At 66.4% G+C, this 16,139-nt stretch carries 15 protein-coding genes; 9 read left to right on the plus strand and 6 right to left on the minus strand.

The window, feature by feature from the left end; all coding sequences use genetic code 11:
- Positions 1-2: 2 nt before the first annotated feature.
- The 4 genes from xerC to hslU all read left to right on the plus strand — a co-directional run bounded on the left by xerC (position 3) and on the right by hslU (position 3,372).
- Positions 3-893: a tyrosine recombinase XerC gene (gene xerC / locus ABE423_RS08505; protein WP_049421395.1), complete on the plus strand. Its 891-nt coding sequence runs from the start codon at positions 3-5 to the stop codon at positions 891-893.
- A gap of 77 nt (positions 894-970) precedes the next feature.
- Positions 971-1,171 carry a DUF3079 domain-containing protein gene (locus ABE423_RS08510; protein ID WP_010481389.1) on the plus strand — a complete coding sequence of 67 codons (201 nt, stop codon included), beginning with the start codon at positions 971-973 and terminating at the stop codon, positions 1,169-1,171.
- Between the two features lie 172 nt (positions 1,172-1,343).
- The gene (gene hslV / locus ABE423_RS08515; protein WP_005411093.1) at positions 1,344-1,895 is read left to right on the plus strand and encodes an ATP-dependent protease subunit HslV; all 552 of its coding nucleotides are present in this window, start codon (positions 1,344-1,346) and stop codon (positions 1,893-1,895) included.
- Positions 1,896-1,998: 103 nt separating this feature from the next.
- Complete coding sequence (gene hslU / locus ABE423_RS08520) at positions 1,999-3,372, plus strand: ATP-dependent protease ATPase subunit HslU (protein ID WP_014038532.1); 1,374 nt, start codon at positions 1,999-2,001, stop codon at positions 3,370-3,372.
- A 54-nt stretch (positions 3,373-3,426) separates the two neighbouring features.
- Here the strand turns inward: hslU and ABE423_RS08525 are convergent, their stop codons facing one another.
- Both ABE423_RS08525 and smeT read right to left on the minus strand, forming a co-directional pair.
- On the minus strand, positions 3,427-4,419 hold the full coding sequence (locus ABE423_RS08525; protein ID WP_346485724.1) for a Gfo/Idh/MocA family oxidoreductase: 993 nt from the start codon (positions 4,417-4,419) through the stop codon (positions 3,427-3,429).
- 45 nt (positions 4,420-4,464) lie between these two features.
- A complete protein-coding gene (gene smeT / locus ABE423_RS08530) occupies positions 4,465-5,124 on the minus strand; it encodes an efflux transporter SmeDEF transcriptional repressor SmeT (RefSeq protein WP_032129009.1) in 660 nt (219 codons plus the stop codon).
- Positions 5,125-5,351: 227 nt separating this feature from the next.
- On the opposite strand from smeT, the gene smeD reads away from it, so the two are divergent.
- The 3 genes from smeD to smeF all read left to right on the plus strand — a co-directional run bounded on the left by smeD (position 5,352) and on the right by smeF (position 11,182).
- Positions 5,352-6,536, plus strand: a complete 1,185-nt coding sequence (gene smeD, locus ABE423_RS08535) for a multidrug efflux RND transporter periplasmic adaptor subunit SmeD (RefSeq protein WP_032129008.1) — start codon at positions 5,352-5,354, stop codon at positions 6,534-6,536.
- 12 nt (positions 6,537-6,548) lie between these two features.
- The gene (gene smeE, locus ABE423_RS08540) at positions 6,549-9,671 is read left to right on the plus strand and encodes a multidrug efflux RND transporter permease subunit SmeE (protein ID WP_125893437.1); all 3,123 of its coding nucleotides are present in this window, start codon (positions 6,549-6,551) and stop codon (positions 9,669-9,671) included.
- A 110-nt stretch (positions 9,672-9,781) separates the two neighbouring features.
- Positions 9,782-11,182 (plus strand): multidrug efflux RND transporter outer membrane subunit SmeF, encoded by a 1,401-nt coding sequence (gene smeF, locus ABE423_RS08545; RefSeq protein WP_125893439.1) that lies wholly within the window; start codon positions 9,782-9,784, stop codon positions 11,180-11,182.
- Positions 11,183-11,324: 142 nt separating this feature from the next.
- Here the strand turns inward: smeF and ABE423_RS08550 are convergent, their stop codons facing one another.
- The 4 genes from ABE423_RS08550 to ABE423_RS08565 form a co-directional block, all read right to left on the minus strand.
- Positions 11,325-11,747: a low affinity iron permease family protein gene (locus tag ABE423_RS08550; protein ID WP_032129005.1), complete on the minus strand. Its 423-nt coding sequence runs from the start codon at positions 11,745-11,747 to the stop codon at positions 11,325-11,327.
- Between the two features lie 62 nt (positions 11,748-11,809).
- Positions 11,810-12,136: a hypothetical protein gene (locus tag ABE423_RS08555; RefSeq protein ID WP_014038526.1), complete on the minus strand. Its 327-nt coding sequence runs from the start codon at positions 12,134-12,136 to the stop codon at positions 11,810-11,812.
- 75 nt (positions 12,137-12,211) lie between these two features.
- A complete protein-coding gene (locus ABE423_RS08560; protein WP_125893441.1) occupies positions 12,212-12,472 on the minus strand; it encodes a hypothetical protein in 261 nt (86 codons plus the stop codon).
- Between the two features lie 198 nt (positions 12,473-12,670).
- Positions 12,671-13,123, minus strand: a complete 453-nt coding sequence (locus tag ABE423_RS08565; RefSeq protein ID WP_125893443.1) for a nucleoside deaminase — start codon at positions 13,121-13,123, stop codon at positions 12,671-12,673.
- Between the two features lie 80 nt (positions 13,124-13,203).
- Here ABE423_RS08565 and ubiE point away from each other — a divergent pair, with 80 nt between their 5' ends.
- Both ubiE and ABE423_RS08575 read left to right on the plus strand, forming a co-directional pair.
- A complete protein-coding gene (gene ubiE, locus ABE423_RS08570; RefSeq protein WP_005411082.1) occupies positions 13,204-13,965 on the plus strand; it encodes a bifunctional demethylmenaquinone methyltransferase/2-methoxy-6-polyprenyl-1,4-benzoquinol methylase UbiE in 762 nt (253 codons plus the stop codon).
- Between the two features lie 223 nt (positions 13,966-14,188).
- Entirely contained in the window at positions 14,189-16,117 is a 1,929-nt protein-coding gene (locus ABE423_RS08575) for a M1 family metallopeptidase (protein ID WP_125893445.1), read from the plus strand.
- Positions 16,118-16,139 lie beyond the last annotated feature (22 nt).

Consider the following 16,139-nt stretch of genomic DNA (forward strand, 5'->3'; position numbering starts at 1 on the left):
CGATGAGCGCGGTACAGGCCTTCCTGCAGCATCTGCAGGTAGAGCGGCGGATGTCGGCACATACGCTCGACGCCTACCGCCGCGACCTGGACGCGCTGTCGGCCTGGGCCGAGCCGCGCGGTGTTGCGGTGGAAGCACTCGATGCCGAGTCGCTGCGTCAGTTCGTCGCCGATGAGCACCGGCGTGGCTTGTCGGCCAAGAGCCTGCAACGCCGCTTGTCGGCGTGCCGCAGCTTCTACGCCTGGCTGTTGAAGCATGGACGCATCGAGGTCAGCCCGGCGGCGACGCTGAAGGCGCCACGCGCACCGCGCCGGTTGCCGCAGGTGCTCGATGCCGACGAAGCCGTGCAGCTGGTCGAGCTGGAACCGGAAGGTGAACTCGGCCGCCGTGACCGCGCGCTGCTGGAATTGTTCTATTCCTCTGGCCTGCGCCTGAGCGAAGTCTGCGCGCTGACCTGGCGCGACCTGGATTTCGACAGCGGCCTGGTCAACGTGCTGGGCAAGGGCAATCGCCAGCGTCGCGTGCCGTTCGGCCGGCCGGCGCGCGAAGCGCTGCAGGCGTGGCGTGCGGAAAGTGGCGGCGGCCCGGCCTCGCCGGTGTTTCCCGGTCGCAACGGGCCGATCAGCCAGCGTGCGGTGCAGATCCGCATCCGCCAGCTGGCGCAGCGCCAAGGCCTGTTCAAGCACGTGCACCCGCACATGCTGCGGCACAGTTTCGCCAGCCACATCCTGGAATCGTCCGGTGACCTGCGTGGCGTGCAGGAACTGCTTGGCCATGCCGACATCGCCACCACGCAGATCTACACCCACCTCGATTTCCAGCACCTGGCCAAGGTCTACGACGCCGCGCATCCACGTGCGAAGCGCCGCAGCAAGGACGACAAGGCTGAATAGACCGCCCTTGATCTGGATCAGGGCAGGGCGGCCGCTACCGGCGCATTGTGGCCGCAGGCCACGAGGACACCGCCACCATGGCGAAGCCCATTCCGCTGCATCCCAGGCACCCCGAACGCATCTGCTGGGGCTGCGATCGCTACTGCGCGGCTGACGCGCTGGCCTGCGGCAATGGCTCCGGCCGCACCCAGCACCCGATCGAGACGCAGGGTGAGGACTGGTACATCGCCTGGGGCATCGAGCCGAATCCGGATCGGCCTTCGCAGGCCAAGCGCTGAACGGCAGGCGTTCCACGTTCGGGCGGCGGGGTCCGCGCGCATTGCGATGCGCTCGTTAAAAGGGCGCCCTCTTCCCATGGGGCGCCGCCAAGCGCTGAACGGCAGCCATCCGCACAGGCTTGATCGCACCCGGCGCTGTCCCCATGTCCCGGGAACAGCTATCGGAGGCCGCATGGACCCCAGTCAGAATCCCAACGTTTTCCACGCCACCACCATCGTCTGCGTCCGTCGCGGCGAGCACGTGGCCATTGCCGGCGACGGCCAGGTCACGCTGGGCCACACCGTGATGAAGGGCAATGCGCGCAAGGTGCGCCGCCTCGGCCGAGACGGCCAGGTGCTGGCCGGCTTCGCCGGTGCCGCCGCCGATGCCTTCACCCTGTTCGAGCTGTTCGAGGCCAAGCTGGAAAAGCACGGCCAGCTGCAGCGCGCTGCGGTCGAACTGGCCAAGGATTGGCGCACCGAGCGCCGCCTCGGCAAGCTCGAGGCCCTGCTGGCAGTGGCCGACAAGGAAACCTCGCTGATCATCAGCGGCACCGGTGATGTGATCGAGCCGGAGGACGGCATCATCGCCATCGGTTCCGGTGGTTCCTATGCACTGTCGGCCGCGCGCGCGCTGATGGCGCACACCGAACTGGATGCGCGCACCATTGCCAGCGAAGCGATCGGCATTGCCGGCGACATCTGCATCTACACCAACCGCAACGTGGTGGTCGAGGAGCTGTGAGGGTCGTGCCGGCCGCTGGCCGGCAACCTCATGATCCCCCGCACGCGTGCCTGGTTGCCGGCCAGTGGCCGGCACTACCGACAATGAATCCGTGAGCACATCCATGTCGAAGATCGAAGTTTCCTCCGCCACCATGACCCCGCGCGAGATCGTGCAGGAACTGGACCGGCATATCGTGGGCCAGCACGACGCCAAGCGCGCCGTGGCCATTGCCCTGCGCAACCGCTGGCGCCGCATGCAGCTGGTGCCCGAGCTGCGCAATGAAGTGATGCCGAAGAACATCCTGATGATCGGCCCGACCGGCGTCGGCAAGACCGAGATCGCGCGTCGACTGGCCACCCTGGCCAACGCACCGTTCGTGAAGGTCGAAGCCACCCGCTTCACCGAAGTCGGCTACGTCGGCAAGGACGTCGAGCAGATCATCCGCGACCTGGCCGATACCGCGGTCAAGCTGTACCGCGAACAGGCCAAGGTGCGCGTGCGTACCCAGGCCGAGGAGCGCGCCGAAGACCGCATCCTCGATGCGCTGCTGCCGCGCCGCAGCGGTGGCATCGGTTTCGATCCGGAAGTCGCCCGCAATGAGCCGTCGGCGCAGGACAACGAGACCCGCATCAAGTTCCGCAAGATGCTGCGCAACGGTGAGCTGGACGAGCGCGAGATCGAGCTCGACCTGGCTGCCAACGTCAGCATGGACATCATGACCCCGCCGGGCATGGAGGAAATGGGCCAGCAGCTGAAGTCGATGTTCGCCAACCTCGGCGGCGGCGCCAAGGCGCACAAGCGCACGCTGACCATCAAGGCCGCGCGTCCGCTGCTGATCGAGGAAGAAGCCGGCAAGCTGGTCAACGAGGACGACATCCGCACTGCCGCGATCGAGGCCTGCGAGCAGCACGGCATCGTCTTCATCGACGAGATCGACAAGGTCGCCAAGCGTGGTGACAACGTGGGTGGTGGCGACGTGTCGCGCGAAGGCGTGCAGCGCGACCTGCTGCCGCTGGTGGAAGGCTCCAACGTGTCGACCAAGTACGGCACGATCAAGACCGACCACATCCTGTTCATTGCTTCGGGCGCGTTCCATCTGGCCAAGCCCAGCGACCTGATTCCGGAGCTGCAGGGCCGCTTCCCGATCCGCGTGGAGCTGGGTGCGCTGAGCAAGGGTGATTTCGTGCGCATCCTGACCGAGCCGAAGGCCGCGCTGACCAAACAGTACGAAGCGCTGCTGGCCACCGAAGGCGTCAAGGTCAGCTTCACTGCCGACGCCATCGATCGTCTGGCCGAGATCGCCTTCCAGGTGAACGAGCGCCAGGAGAACATCGGTGCCCGTCGCCTGCATACGGTGCTGGAGCGGCTGCTGGATTCGCTCAGCTACGAGGCACCGGACCGCGACGGCGAAACCCTGGCCATCGACAGCGCTTACGTCGATGCACATCTGGGTGAGCTGGTGCAGGACCCGGACCTGAGCCGCTACATCCTGTAACGCCCGACGCTGCAAAGCATGAGGCCGCCGAAAGGCGGCCTTCTGCTTTGGCAGTCAGCGCGAGTGCCGTGTGCGGTAGGCCTGCAGCACCTGGTCGATCACCGCACTGGTGCGGGCGGCGCTGATGCCGTTGGATGGTGAGTGGCCGTTGCCGCGCAGCTCGTCCACCAGAGTGGCGATCAACGGCTGCTGGATCGACGGCGGGTTCGGGATGTCGAACGCCTGCACGCCCGCTTCCGTCTCCAGAACCACCGGAACGTCCTCGAAGGTGGCAAAGCGCAGTTGTCCGCGATCGCCGGTGATCTCGATCTCATCCTGGCGGCGGAACGCGCAGAAACTCCATTGCGCGATGCCGTGCGCCCCCGTCCCGGTGCGGAAGCACATCGAGACGCTGTCCTCGGCGGCATACGCGCCTGCCTGCGAACTGGCCAGGCCACGCACATCGCTCAGCGGCCCCAGCAGATGATCGAGCAGGTCCAGGGTGTGCGAGCCCAGATCGACGAACAGGCCGCCGCCGGCGATCGCGGGGTTGGTCCGCCAGAAGTCCGGCGATGCAGCGTTCGCCGAATGTGGCCGGTGCAGGGTGGCGCGCACGCTGCGCGGCGTGCCGATCGTGCCGCTGTCCAGCAGCTGCTTCACCTGCGCGAAGCGGGGCAGGGCGCGGCGGTAGTAGGCCACGAACACCGGCACGCCACTGCGCGCGCTGGCCTCCAGCACGCGCTCGCATTCCGCGTGATCCATGGCCATCGGCTTCTCGATGTAGACCGGCTTGCCCGCGGCAATCGCCTGCAACGCGTAGTGCATGTGCGTGGAGGGCGGCGTCGCAACGTAGATCGCGTTCACTTCCGGGTCGGCGATGAGTGCATTGGCGTCCGTGTACCAGCGGGGAATCGCATGGCGCCGCGCATAATCCTCGGCCAACGCCGCATTGCGGCGCATGACCGCCGCCACCCGTGAGCCCGGCGTGTTGGCCAGGGCCGGCCCGCTCTTCTTCTCGGTGACGCTGCCACAGCCGATGAAGCCCCACACCACGTTGTCCAGGATCATGGGTTCGTCCTCAGATGAGTGTCGCGGTGGCGGCAGCAGCTCTACTCATGCTTCGGGCAGCGGCTCGGGCACCGTTCCGGGCACGAACACGCCTTCTTTCACGTAGGCGGCCAGGGTCATGTCCAGCGCAAGCATGCCGTCGCGCTTGAGGTCCATCAGTTCCGGTTCGACCATCGCGCCATGCAGTACGCCCAGCACAGTGGCGTGCAGCATGCGCGCGGCGATCTTCGGGTCCGCGCCTTCGCGCAGCTGGCCCAGGTCCTGGGCCCGGCGCAGGGCGCGCTCCATCCGGTCCAGCGCATCGCGGAAGCCGGCCTGCTGCATTTCGGTCAGCACCTTGGTATCGGCCGAGGCGTCGCTGCGCAGCATGATCTCCATGGTCTTGCGCAGGCGTTCGTCCTCGGACAGCTCGATGAACGAGTGGATCATCACTGCGCGCAGGTCGTGCACCGGTGTGTCGCGCTGGTCGGTGGAGGTGCGCTCCAGTTCCTGCATGAAGGGCAGGTGCACCCGTTCGACGATCGCGGCCAGCACCTCGCTCTTGTTCTTGAAGTGCCAGTACACCGCGCCACGGGTATAGCCGGCGCGGGCACCGATCATCTCCAGCGTGGTACGGGCCACGCCGTGTTCATGGAAGCAGGCTTCGGCGGCGTCAAGGATGCCTTCCCGGGTTGCCTGGGTGTCCTCTTTGGTCTTGCGGGCCATGGGTGTGGGTACGAGTGCGGGTGAAACGTGGCTGAATTGTACCGGTTTACAAACAAACAAGCATGTATGTATATTTCGCACCCATCATTCCCGTCGTGTGCGTGGCAGGCCCGTCCGGCTCCCACTCCGCCCGGGTGGGCGCTGTTCGCACGGTCTTCACCTTCGCTGGTGGAGGGTCCGCCGTATCAGCGCTGGCTGAGACCCTTTCCTTCAAGAGCCTTTCCGTCATGTTGCTGAGCCGAATCCGACCCTTTGCACTGTCGCTGGCAATCGCCGCGACCGTGGCTGCCTGCGGCGGCCAACCCCAGGCCCCCGAACAGGGCCCGGGTGACGTCACCGTGGTCACGCTGAAGTCCGAGACCGTGGGCCTCACCCGCGAGCTGCCGGGCCGTACCAACGCCTTCCTGGTCGCCGAAGTGCGTCCGCAGGTCAACGGCATCGTCGCCAAGCGCCTGTTCACCGAGGGCGGCATGGTCAAGGCCGGCGAGCCGCTGTACCAGATCGAGGACGCCAGCTACCGCGCACAGGCCAACAGTGCCCGTGCCCAGCTGGCGCGTGCCGAGGCCACCGCCAACGCCGCGCGCCTGAGTGCCAAGCGCATCACCGAGCTGGCCAAGGTTGATGCGGTCAGCCAGCAGGACCTGGAAAACGCGGTGGCCGCGCAGAAGCAGGCCGAGGCTGACGTCGGCGCCGCCAAGGCCTCGCTGGATGCGGCCAACGTCACTCTGGGCTACGCCCGCATCACCGCGCCGATCAGCGGCCGCATCGGCAAGTCCAGCGTCACCCAGGGTGCGCTGGTCAGCGCCGGCCAGGCCAATGCGCTGGCCACCGTGCAGCAGCTGGACCCGATCTATGTGGACCTGACCCAGTCCTCGGCCGAGCTGCTGCAGCTGCGCCGTGAGCTGGCCGCGGGCCGCCTGCAGGACAACCAGACGCTGCCGGTCAGCATCCTGATGGAAGACGGCAGCACCTTCGAGCACAAGGGCACGCTGGAGTTCTCCGAAGTCAGCGTCGACCCGGCCACTGGCAGCTTCGGCCTGCGCGTGAAGGTGGACAATCCGGACGGCCTGCTGATGCCGGGCACGTACGTGCGCGCGGTGATCGGCGGCGGTGTGCGCAGCGATGCAGTGCTGGTGCCGATGGCCGGCATCGCCCGCGATCCGAAGGGTGACACCTCCGCGATGGTGGTCGACAAGGACAACAAGGTCGAAGTGCGCCCGGTCAAGGTCAGCCGCACGGTCGGCGACAAGTGGCTGGTCGAGGACGGTCTGAAGGCCGGCGACAAGGTCATTGTCGAAGGCCTGCAGAAGATCGGCCCCGGCATGCCGGTCAAGGCCACCGAGAAGGGCGCTGCTCCGGCCAAGCCGGCAGCGGCCGCCCAGCCTGCCGCTCCGGCCGGCGACGCGAAGTAAGCGGAGAACCCCATGGCACGCTTTTTCATCGATCGACCCATCTTTGCATGGGTGATCGCCATCATCATCATGCTCGCCGGCGGCCTGGCCCTGTTCAAGCTGCCGGTCTCGATGTACCCCAACGTCGCACCGCCGGCGGTGGAAATCAGCGCCACCTACCCGGGTGCATCGGCCAAGGTGGTCGAGGACTCGGTGACGCAGATCATCGAGCAGAACATGAAGGGCCTTGATGGCCTGATCTATTTCTCCTCCAACAGCTCGTCCAACGGCCAGGCCACCATCACCCTGACCTTCGAGAGCGGCACCAACCCGGACATCGCCCAGGTACAGGTGCAGAACAAGCTGCAGCTGGCCATGCCGCTGCTGCCGCAGGAAGTGCAGCGGCAGGGCATCAACGTGGCCAAGTCCAGCTCGGGCTTCCTGAACGTCATTGCGTTCGTGTCCGAGAACGGCAGCATGGACGCCAACGACATCGCCGACTACGTCGGTTCCAATGTCGTCGACCGTCTGAGCCGCGTGCCGGGCGTGGGCAACATCCAGGTGTTCGGTGGCAAGTACGCCATGCGCATCTGGCTGGACCCGAACAAGCTGCATACCTATGGCCTGTCGGTTGCGGAAGTGACCGCAGCGATCAAGGCACAGAACGCCCAGGTGGCCATCGGCCAGCTCGGCGGCGCGCCGTCGATCAAGGGCCAGCAGCTCAACGCCACCATCAATGCGCAGTCGCGCCTGCAGACCCCGGAACAGTTCCGCAACATCATCGTGCGCGGCGCGCAGGACGGTGCCGAACTGCGCCTGGGCGATGTCGCCCGCGTCGAACTGGGTGCAGAGTCCTACGACTTCGTCACCCGCTACAACGGCCAGCCGGCCAGCGGCCTGGCGGTCACCCTGGCCACCGGCGCCAACGCGCTGGATACCGCGGCCGGCGTGGATGCCGCGCTGCAGGACATGAAGAGCTTCTTCCCGGCCGGCCTGAAGGCCGAGATCCCGTACGACACCACCCCGTTCGTGCGCGTGTCGATCAAGGGCGTGGTGCAGACCCTGATCGAAGCGATCGTGCTGGTGTTCGTGGTGATGTACCTGTTCCTGCAGAACTTCCGCGCCACCCTGATCCCGACCATCGCCGTGCCGGTGGTGCTGCTGGGTACCTTCGGCGTGCTGGCGATGCTGGGCTTCTCGGTGAACATGCTGACCATGTTCGCGATGGTGCTGGCGATCGGCCTGCTGGTGGACGATGCCATCGTGGTGGTGGAGAACGTCGAGCGCATCATGTCCGAGGAAGGACTGTCGCCGCTCGAGGCCACCCGCAAGTCGATGGGCCAGATCACCGGCGCGCTGGTGGGTATCGGCCTGGTGCTGTCGGCGGTGTTCGTGCCGATGGCCTTCATGAGCGGTTCCACCGGCGTGATCTACCGCCAGTTCTCGGCCACGATCGTTTCGGCGATGGCGCTGTCGGTGCTGGTCGCGATCGTGCTGACCCCGGCGCTGTGCGCGACCATGCTCAAGCCGCTGAAGAAGGGTGAGCACCACGTCGCACACAAGGGCTGGTCCGGTCGTTTCTTCAATGGTTTCAACCGCGGCTTCGACCGCACCAGCGAAAGCTACCAGCGCGGCGTGCGCGGCATCATCCACCGTCCGTGGCGCTTCATGGGTATCGTGGCGGCACTGTTCGTGCTGATGGGCGTGCTGTTCGTGCGCCTGCCCAGCTCGTTCCTGCCCAACGAAGACCAGGGCGTGCTGATGGCGCTGGTGCAGGCGCCGGTCGGTGCCACCCAGGAACGTACGCTGGAATCGATCGCGGCACTGGAAAACCACTTCCTGCAGAACGAGAAGGATGCGGTGGACTCGGTGTTCTCGGTGCAGGGCTTCAGCTTCGCCGGTATGGGCCAGAACGCGGGCATGGCATTCGTCAAGCTGAAGGACTGGAGCGAGCGTGACGCCGACAATGGCGTGATGCCGATCACCGGTCGCGCCATGGCGGCACTGGGCCAGATCAAGGATGCCTTCATCTTCGCCTTCCCGCCGCCGGCCATTCCGGAACTGGGTACCGCGTCGGGCTACACCTTCTTCCTGAAGGACAACAGCGGCCAGGGCCACGAGGCACTGGTGGCCGCGCGCAACCAGCTGCTGGGCCTCGCCGCCGGCAGCAAGAAGCTGGCCAACGTGCGCCCGAACGGCCAGGAAGACACGCCGCAGTTCCGCATCGACATCGATGCAGCCAAGGCGACCTCGCTGGGGCTGTCGATCGACCAGATCAACGGTACCTTGGCCGCCGCATGGGGCAGCTCGTACATCGACGACTTCGTCGATCGTGGCCGCGTCAAGCGTGTGTTCGTGCAGGCCGACCAGCCGTTCCGCATGGTGCCGGAGGACTTCGATCTGTGGTCCGTGAAGAACGACAAGGGCGAGATGGTGCCGTTCAGCGCGTTCGCCACCAAGCACTGGGACTACGGTTCGCCGCGTCTTGAGCGCTACAACGGTGTGTCGGCGATGGAAATCCAGGGCGAACCGGCCCCGGGTGTCGCGTCCGGTGATGCCATGGCCGAGATCGAACAGCTGGCCAAGCAGCTGCCGGCGGGCTTCGGCATCGAGTGGACGGCGATGTCCTACCAGGAACGCCAGGCCGGCTCGCAGACGCCGCTGCTGTACACGCTGTCGCTGATGATCGTGTTCCTGTGCCTGGCCGCGATGTATGAAAGCTGGAGCGTGCCGACCGCGGTGCTGCTGGCGGCCCCGCTGGGTATCCTCGGCGCGGTGCTGGCCAATACCTTCAAGGGCCTGGAACGCGACATCTACTTCCAGGTGGCGATGCTGACCACGGTGGGCCTGACCAGCAAGAACGCGATCCTGATCGTCGAGTTCGCCAAGGAAAACCTGGAGAAGGGGGCCAGCCTGATCGAGTCGATCATGCACGCCGTGCGCGACCGCTTGCGCCCGATCGTGATGACCTCGCTGGCCTTCGGCATGGGCGTGGTGCCGCTGGCAATCTCCACCGGTGCCGGCTCCGGTGCCAAGCAGGCGATCGGCACCGGTGTGCTCGGCGGCATGATCGTCGGCACCGTGCTCGGCGTGTTCTTCGTGCCGCTGTTCTTCGTGGTGGTGCAGCGCGTGTTCAAGCGCAAGTCCACGACGTGACCTGAAACGGTAGTGCGGGCCGGGGGCCGGCACCTACTGCCCGCGTGATGTGAATCCAACGAGGTTGCCGGCCAGCGGCCGGCACTACCTCCTGCCATCCGGCAGTACCGATGGAAGTCATTCCCATGAAAAGTGCATCCCTGTTCCTTTCCATTGCCGCCGCGCTCGCGCTGGCCGGCTGTTCCACCCTGGTGCCGAAGAACACCGCCGTTGCTCCGGCCATTCCGGCGCAGTGGCCGGCCGAGGCCGCGCAGGGCGAGGTGGCCGATGTCGCCGCCGTCGGCTGGCGCGACTTCTTCACCGATGCGCGCCTGCAGCAGGTGATCGACCAGTCGCTGCAGAACAACCGCGACCTGCGCGTGGCCGTACTCAACGTTGAACGCGCGCGCGGCCAGTACCGCGTACAGCGCGCCGACCGTGTGCCCGGCGTGGCCGTCACCGGTCAGATGGACCGCCGTGGTACCGACGCCGGTGTCACCGAGCAGTTCACCGCCGGTGTCGGCGTAGCCGAGTTCGAGCTGGATCTGTTCGGCCGCGTGCGCAATCTCAGTGAAGCGGCGCTGCAGCAGTACTTCGCCGTGGCCGCCAACCGCCGCAACGCGCAGCTGAGCCTGGTGGCCGAGACCGCCACGGCGTGGCTGACCTACGGGGCTGATGCGCAGCGGCTGAAGATCGCCGATGCCACGCTGAAGACCTACGAGGATTCGCTGCGCCTGGCCGAGGCCCGCCACGAGCGTGGTGGCAGTTCGGCGCTGGAGCTGACCCAGACCCGTACCCTGGTCGAGACCGCACGTACGGATGCTGCACGCCTGCGTGGCCAGCTGGCCCAGGACCGCAATGCGCTGGCGCTGCTGGCCGGTGGCCAGTTGGATCCGGCACTGCTGCCGGACAGCATCGAACCGCAGCTGCTGGCACTGGCACCGCCGCCGGCCGGCCTGCCCAGCGACGTGTTGCTGCAGCGCCCGGACATCATGGCCGCCGAACACCAGCTGCTGGCGGCCAACGCCAACATCGGTGCGGCACGCGCGGCGTTCTTCCCGAGCATCTCGCTGACCGGCAGCATCGGTAGTGGTTCGAGCGAACTGTCCAACCTGTTCGACAGCGGGACCCGCGTGTGGAGCTTCCTGCCGAAGATCACGCTGCCGATCTTCCAGGGCGGCAAGCTGCGCGCCAATCTGGCCATCGCCAATGCGGACCGTGACATTGCGCTGGCGCAGTACGAGAAGTCGATCCAGGTGGGCTTCCGCGAAACCGCCGATGCGCTGGCGTTGAACGTCAGCCTGGATGAGCAGGTGAGTTCACAGCAGCGCCTGGTGGAAGCGGCCGAACAGGCCAACCGCCTGTCGCAGGCACGCTACGACGCTGGCCTGGACAGCTTCGTGACCCTGCTTGATGCGCGCCGTACCGCCTACAACGCGCAGCAGACCCAGCTGCAGGCGCAGCTGGCCCAGCAGGCCAACCGCATCACCCTGTACAAGGTGCTGGGCGGCGGCTGGCACGAGCGCGGGTAAGCAGTGCTTCTGGTAGGTGCCAACCTTGGTTGGCACGGATGCGTCAGCGCAGGCGGCTGGCCCTGTGCCAACCAAGGTTGGCACCTACCTGGAGATCGAGGGTAATGCCGGCCGCGGGCCGGCATTGTCATTTCAGGGCCTGCTACACCGCTTCATCGTCGCGCCGCGCTGCATGGCAGGCGCGCACACGCGCCAGCGCGTCGCCAGCCTCGCGCGCCATCTGCTCGTACTCGCGCCGGATCTCTTCCAGCCGCTCCTCGTCCAGTTCTTCCAGATCCAACAGTTCGTTGTTGGCTTCGGCCGTCGCGCGGATCAGCTCGTCCAGCTTGATCTGCATTGCGGCGGTATCTGCGTTCTGTGTGTGCTGGATCAGGAACACCATCAGGAAGGTGATGATGGTAGTACCGGTGTTGATCACCAGCTGCCAGGTGTCGTTGAAACCGAATACCGGGCCACTGATGCCCCAGATCACCACGATCGCTACCGCGGCCAGGAAGGTCCACGGCGAGCCGGTGGCGGCCGCGGCCTTCTTGGCGATCGTATTGAACAGGTTGCGTGCTTTCATCGTCGTCGTCCCACTCAGGTGACGAGGATGATCGGCGGTGGCTCGTGCAGGGGCCGTGCAGCTCAGGCGCGCAGGCGCGGGGCGTCCTGCAGGCGCACCGGGCTGGTCTGGTAGACGTGCTGCCAGCAACGGTCGACGAATTCGCGGGCCTGGGCTTCGCTCAGGCGCGGCATGATCTGCAGGGCGTACTGGGTCTGGAACATCTCGTCGCGCTGCGCATTGCTGGCGCGCGGCTGGGTGATCAGCGAATCACAGGCGAACTTGATCCACGGCACGTAGGAGCCGAACGAGTTGTGCGGTAGTGCGCCGTCGGCATGCTGGCGGCGCCAGTGGTCAAGCTCGGCGTCAACGTTGATGACCGGGGGAATGGTGGGGACTTCAGCGTGCATGACAATCCAGTTCGGTTGAGTGGAAAGGGAGTGGGGGTTCATCCGAGTGTGGCCGATGCGGCAGTGGAAGCCGCGTCAGCGCGATGTGCAGCCGGCGTTGCGATTGCCTATCAGTTGCGCATGCTCGACCGCGCCGAGGTCTTCGGCCATGTCGGCCATTGCATTGCACAGGCGCTCATGGTCGAGCGGGTGGCCGCGCACCAGTTCCAGCTGCAGGCCCTGGTAGGCAGTCCAGAACAGTGCTCCACGCTGGTGCAGCGCGTACTGCTGCTGCAGGCGCTTGCGGATGGCGTCGAGGATCGAGTCGGGCGTGGGGCGTACGGCGTGCGCGCACATGGCTGGCTCCGCCGGGGAAGGAAGTCCCGGTAACCCCACCCTAGGCGCGGCAGCGGGGTGGGGTGTTACCGCAGCGTGTGCACGCAGCGCAGCTGACTGTGCACAGGTTCACGGCATTGGCCGCAAACGCTGCCGGCACTAGGGCGTGCCGGCACTGAAGCGTTCATTAAGCGGGTTCAACAGCACACTGCGTGGTGATCATTCACCGATGTCTTCGTTCCAGATCTCCGGGTACTGCGCAACGAAGCCGCCCAGCAGGTCCACGCATTCCTGGCTGTCCAGGTCGATCACGTTGACGCCGTTTTCCCGCAGCCAGTCGATGCCGCCCTGGAAGGTGCGCGATTCGCCCACCACTACGGTGCCGATGTTGAACTGGCGCACCAGGCCCGAGCAGTACCAGCACGGCGCCAGGGTGGTGACCATGATGGTGTCCTGGTAGCGGCGCTGGCGGCCGGCCTTGCGGAACGCATCGGTCTCGCCGTGTACCGACGGGTCGCCTTCCTGCACCCGGCGGTTGTGGCCGCAGCCGAGCAGGCGGCCGTCGTTGTGGTACAGCGCCGCGCCGATCGGCACGCCGCCCTCGGCCAGGCCCTGGCGGGCTTCGGCGATGGCGGTCTGCAGCAGGGCCTGGTAGTCGGGCGTGGTGATCATGCGGGGCTCCGGTAAGTCGTGGCCCGCCATGATACGGGCAGGGGGTGCCGCTGGCCCCCGGCGGTGCGATAATCGGGGCCATGAGCGAATCCCCCTACAAAGCCGGTACCACCCATTTCGGGTTCCGCGACGTCGCCGCCAAGGACAAGCAGAAGCTGGTCGGCCAGGTGTTCACCTCGGTCGCGCGCAACTACGACCTGATGAACGACCTGATGAGCCTGGGCGTGCACCGGGCGTGGAAGCGCTACTACGTGGCGACCGCGCAGGTGAAGCCGGGCGACCGTGTGCTCGACCTGGCAGGCGGCACCGGCGATATCGCCGCGCTGCTGAAGGAGCGCGTCGGCGCCGAGGGCTCGGTGGTGCTGGGCGACATCAACGCCGGCATGCTGTCGGTCGGCCGCGACCGCCTGACCAACCGCGGCCTCGTGCTCGGCCTGGACTATGTGCAGTGCAACGCCGAAGCCCTGCCGTTCCCGGACAACAGCTTCGACCTGGTGACCATCGCCTTCGGCCTGCGCAACGTGACCGACAAGGACGCTGGCCTGCGCGAGATGTACCGCGTGCTGAAGGTGGGTGGCCAGGCCCGCGTGCTGGAATTCTCCGAAGTCACCGCCGACTGGTTCAAGCCGATCTACGACTTCCACTCGTTCAAGATCCTGCCCAAGCTGGGCAAGCTGTTCGCCAATGATTCGGACAGCTACCAGTACCTGGCCGAGAGCATCCGCAAGCACCCGCCGCAGGATGAGCTGAAGGCGATGATGGGGCAGGCCGGCTTCGAGCGCTGCCACTACAAGAACCTGACCGGCGGCATCGTCTCGATCCACTCCGGCTACAAGCTGTAGTTCCTGCTCTGGTAGGTACCAACCTTGGTTGGCACACGCCGGCCGCGAGCGATGAAAGATCCGTGCCAACCAAGGTTGGCACCTACCTGTAGAAGCCAACCTTGGTTGGCATGCGCCGGAGGCGCAGGATCGGCCCCGCCCGCCATTACCCCGCACCGCGCAACGCCTGCGGGGCCGGAGGGAGTTACCATTGGGGGTCTGATCCCCGTAACGGTCCCGATTCATGCGTAATCCGCTGATGCTCCTTCCGCTGGCCGTGGCCCTGGCCGCCGGCTGCTCCCAGGAGGCGGCTGCACCCGCCGCCGCCCCGACTGCCGCCAAGGCCCCCGCCGCCCCCGTGAACGCCGAGAACCGCAGCCACGACGAAAGCTCGTACGCCGAGCCGGACAAGGTCGTCATCAAGGACATCGCGCTGGATCTGAAGCTGGACTTCGACCAGAAGCAGATCGGCGGCACCGCCACCTACACCCTGGAATGGAAGCAGAAGGACGCCAAGCAGCTGGTGCTCGACACCCGCGAGCTGACCGTGTCCAAGGTCGAGGCCGTCGCTGCCGATGGCGCGCGCAGCCCGTTGAAGTTCGAGCTGGCCGCCGCTGACAAGGTGTTCGGCAGCAAGCTGACCATCGAAGCCCCGGAACAGCCGGCCAAGGTGGAAGTGACCTACCACACCGCGCCGACCGCCTCGGGCCTGCAGTGGCTGGCACCGTCGATGACCGAGGGTAAGAAGCTGCCCTTCATGTTCAGCCAGTCGCAGGCCATCCACGCCCGTTCCTGGGTGCCGCTGCAGGACACCCCGAGCGTGCGCTTCACCTACAGCGCGCACGTGGTCTCGCGCCCGGACGTGATGGTGCTGATGAGCGCCGACAACGATCCGAAGGCCGCGCGTGACGGTGACTACACCTTCAAGATGCCGCAGCCGATTCCGTCGTACCTGCTGGCCATCGCCGCCGGCGACCTGGTGTTCGAGCCGATCTCCGGCCGCTCCGGCGTCTGGGCCGAGCCGACCATGGTCAACAAGGCCGCCAAGGAGTTCGAAGACACCGAGAAGATGATCGGTGCCGCCGAGAAGCTGTACGGCGAATACCGCTGGGGCCGCTACGACATGCTGGTGCTGCCGCCGTCATTCCCGTTCGGCGGCATGGAGAACCCGCGCCTGACCTTCGCCACCCCGACCGTGATCGTCGGTGACAAGTCGCTGGTCTCGCTGGTCGCCCACGAACTGGCGCACAGCTGGTCGGGCAACCTGGTGACCAACGCCAGCTGGAAGGACATCTGGCTCAATGAAGGCTTCACCACCTACGTCCAGGGCCGCATCACCGAAGCTCTGTACGGCAAGGAGATGGCCGAGATGGAGAAGCAGATCGACCAGACCGACCTGCTGGCCGAAGTGAAGGACATGAGCCCGGCCGACCAGGCGCTGGCGCTGCCGCCGCTGAACGAGCGTGACCCCGACGAAGCCCTCAGCCAGGTCGCCTACGTCAAGGGTTCGTGGTTCCTGGAATTCCTGGAGCAGCGCTTCGGCCGCGAAACCTTCGATCCGTTCCTGCGTGGCTGGTTCGATGACCACGCCTTCCAGAGCGCGAACACCGACCAGTTCGTCGAGTACCTGAAGAAGAACCTGCTGCCGAAGAATCCGTCGGCAGTGACCGAGGCCGAACTGAAGGCATGGCTGGACGAGCCGGGCATCCCGGCGTTCGCGGCCAAGGCGCAGTCGCGCAACTTCAGCAGCGTCGATACCGCGCGCATCGCGTTTGCCAGCGCCGGCACCGTGCCGAGCAGCCAGGTCATCGCCGACTGGAGCACGCAGGAATGGGTGCGCTTCATCGACGGCCTGGGCGCGACCCAGCCGCTGGACAAGCTGGCCACGCTGGACAAGGCGTTCCACTTCACCGGCACCCCGAATGGCGAGATCGCCATGCGCTGGTACCCGCTGGCAATCCGCAGCGGTTACGAGCAGGCCAACGAAGGGGCCGCTGCGTTCATCGAGCGCGTCGGCCGTCGCAAGCTGATCATGCCGATCTACGCTGAACTGGTGAAGACGCCGAAGGGGCTGGAGCTGGCCAAGCAGGCCTTCGAAAAGGCCAAGCCGGGATACCACCCGATCACCACCGGCTCGGTGCAGGACATGCTGTCCAAGGCTGAAGCCAAGTAAGAAAAAGCGCCGGGCACCCCCC

It is taken from the genome of Stenotrophomonas sp. TWI1409, assembly GCF_039673015.1.
In the GTDB taxonomy this organism is placed as follows: Bacteria; Pseudomonadota; Gammaproteobacteria; order Xanthomonadales; family Xanthomonadaceae; genus Stenotrophomonas; species Stenotrophomonas maltophilia_A.

What these genes read in the sequence shown, in the direction of transcription:
- xerC (WP_049421395.1), top strand. Translation starts at nt 3, where the DNA reads ATGAGCGCGGTACAGGCCTTCCTGCAGCATCTGCAGGTAGAGCGGCGG.
- ABE423_RS08510 (WP_010481389.1), top strand. Translation starts at nt 971, where the DNA reads ATGGCGAAGCCCATTCCGCTGCATCCCAGGCACCCCGAACGCATCTGC.
- hslV (WP_005411093.1), top strand. Translation starts at nt 1,344, where the DNA reads ATGGACCCCAGTCAGAATCCCAACGTTTTCCACGCCACCACCATCGTC.
- hslU (WP_014038532.1), top strand. Translation starts at nt 1,999, where the DNA reads ATGTCGAAGATCGAAGTTTCCTCCGCCACCATGACCCCGCGCGAGATC.
- ABE423_RS08525 (WP_346485724.1), bottom strand. Translation starts at nt 4,419, where the DNA reads ATGATCCTGGACAACGTGGTGTGGGGCTTCATCGGCTGTGGCAGCGTC.
- smeT (WP_032129009.1), bottom strand. Translation starts at nt 5,124, where the DNA reads ATGGCCCGCAAGACCAAAGAGGACACCCAGGCAACCCGGGAAGGCATC.
- smeD (WP_032129008.1), top strand. Translation starts at nt 5,352, where the DNA reads ATGTTGCTGAGCCGAATCCGACCCTTTGCACTGTCGCTGGCAATCGCC.
- smeE (WP_125893437.1), top strand. Translation starts at nt 6,549, where the DNA reads ATGGCACGCTTTTTCATCGATCGACCCATCTTTGCATGGGTGATCGCC.
- smeF (WP_125893439.1), top strand. Translation starts at nt 9,782, where the DNA reads ATGGAAGTCATTCCCATGAAAAGTGCATCCCTGTTCCTTTCCATTGCC.
- ABE423_RS08550 (WP_032129005.1), bottom strand. Translation starts at nt 11,747, where the DNA reads ATGAAAGCACGCAACCTGTTCAATACGATCGCCAAGAAGGCCGCGGCC.
- ABE423_RS08555 (WP_014038526.1), bottom strand. Translation starts at nt 12,136, where the DNA reads ATGCACGCTGAAGTCCCCACCATTCCCCCGGTCATCAACGTTGACGCC.
- ABE423_RS08560 (WP_125893441.1), bottom strand. Translation starts at nt 12,472, where the DNA reads ATGTGCGCGCACGCCGTACGCCCCACGCCCGACTCGATCCTCGACGCC.
- ABE423_RS08565 (WP_125893443.1), bottom strand. Translation starts at nt 13,123, where the DNA reads ATGATCACCACGCCCGACTACCAGGCCCTGCTGCAGACCGCCATCGCC.
- ubiE (WP_005411082.1), top strand. Translation starts at nt 13,204, where the DNA reads ATGAGCGAATCCCCCTACAAAGCCGGTACCACCCATTTCGGGTTCCGC.
- ABE423_RS08575 (WP_125893445.1), top strand. Translation starts at nt 14,189, where the DNA reads ATGCGTAATCCGCTGATGCTCCTTCCGCTGGCCGTGGCCCTGGCCGCC.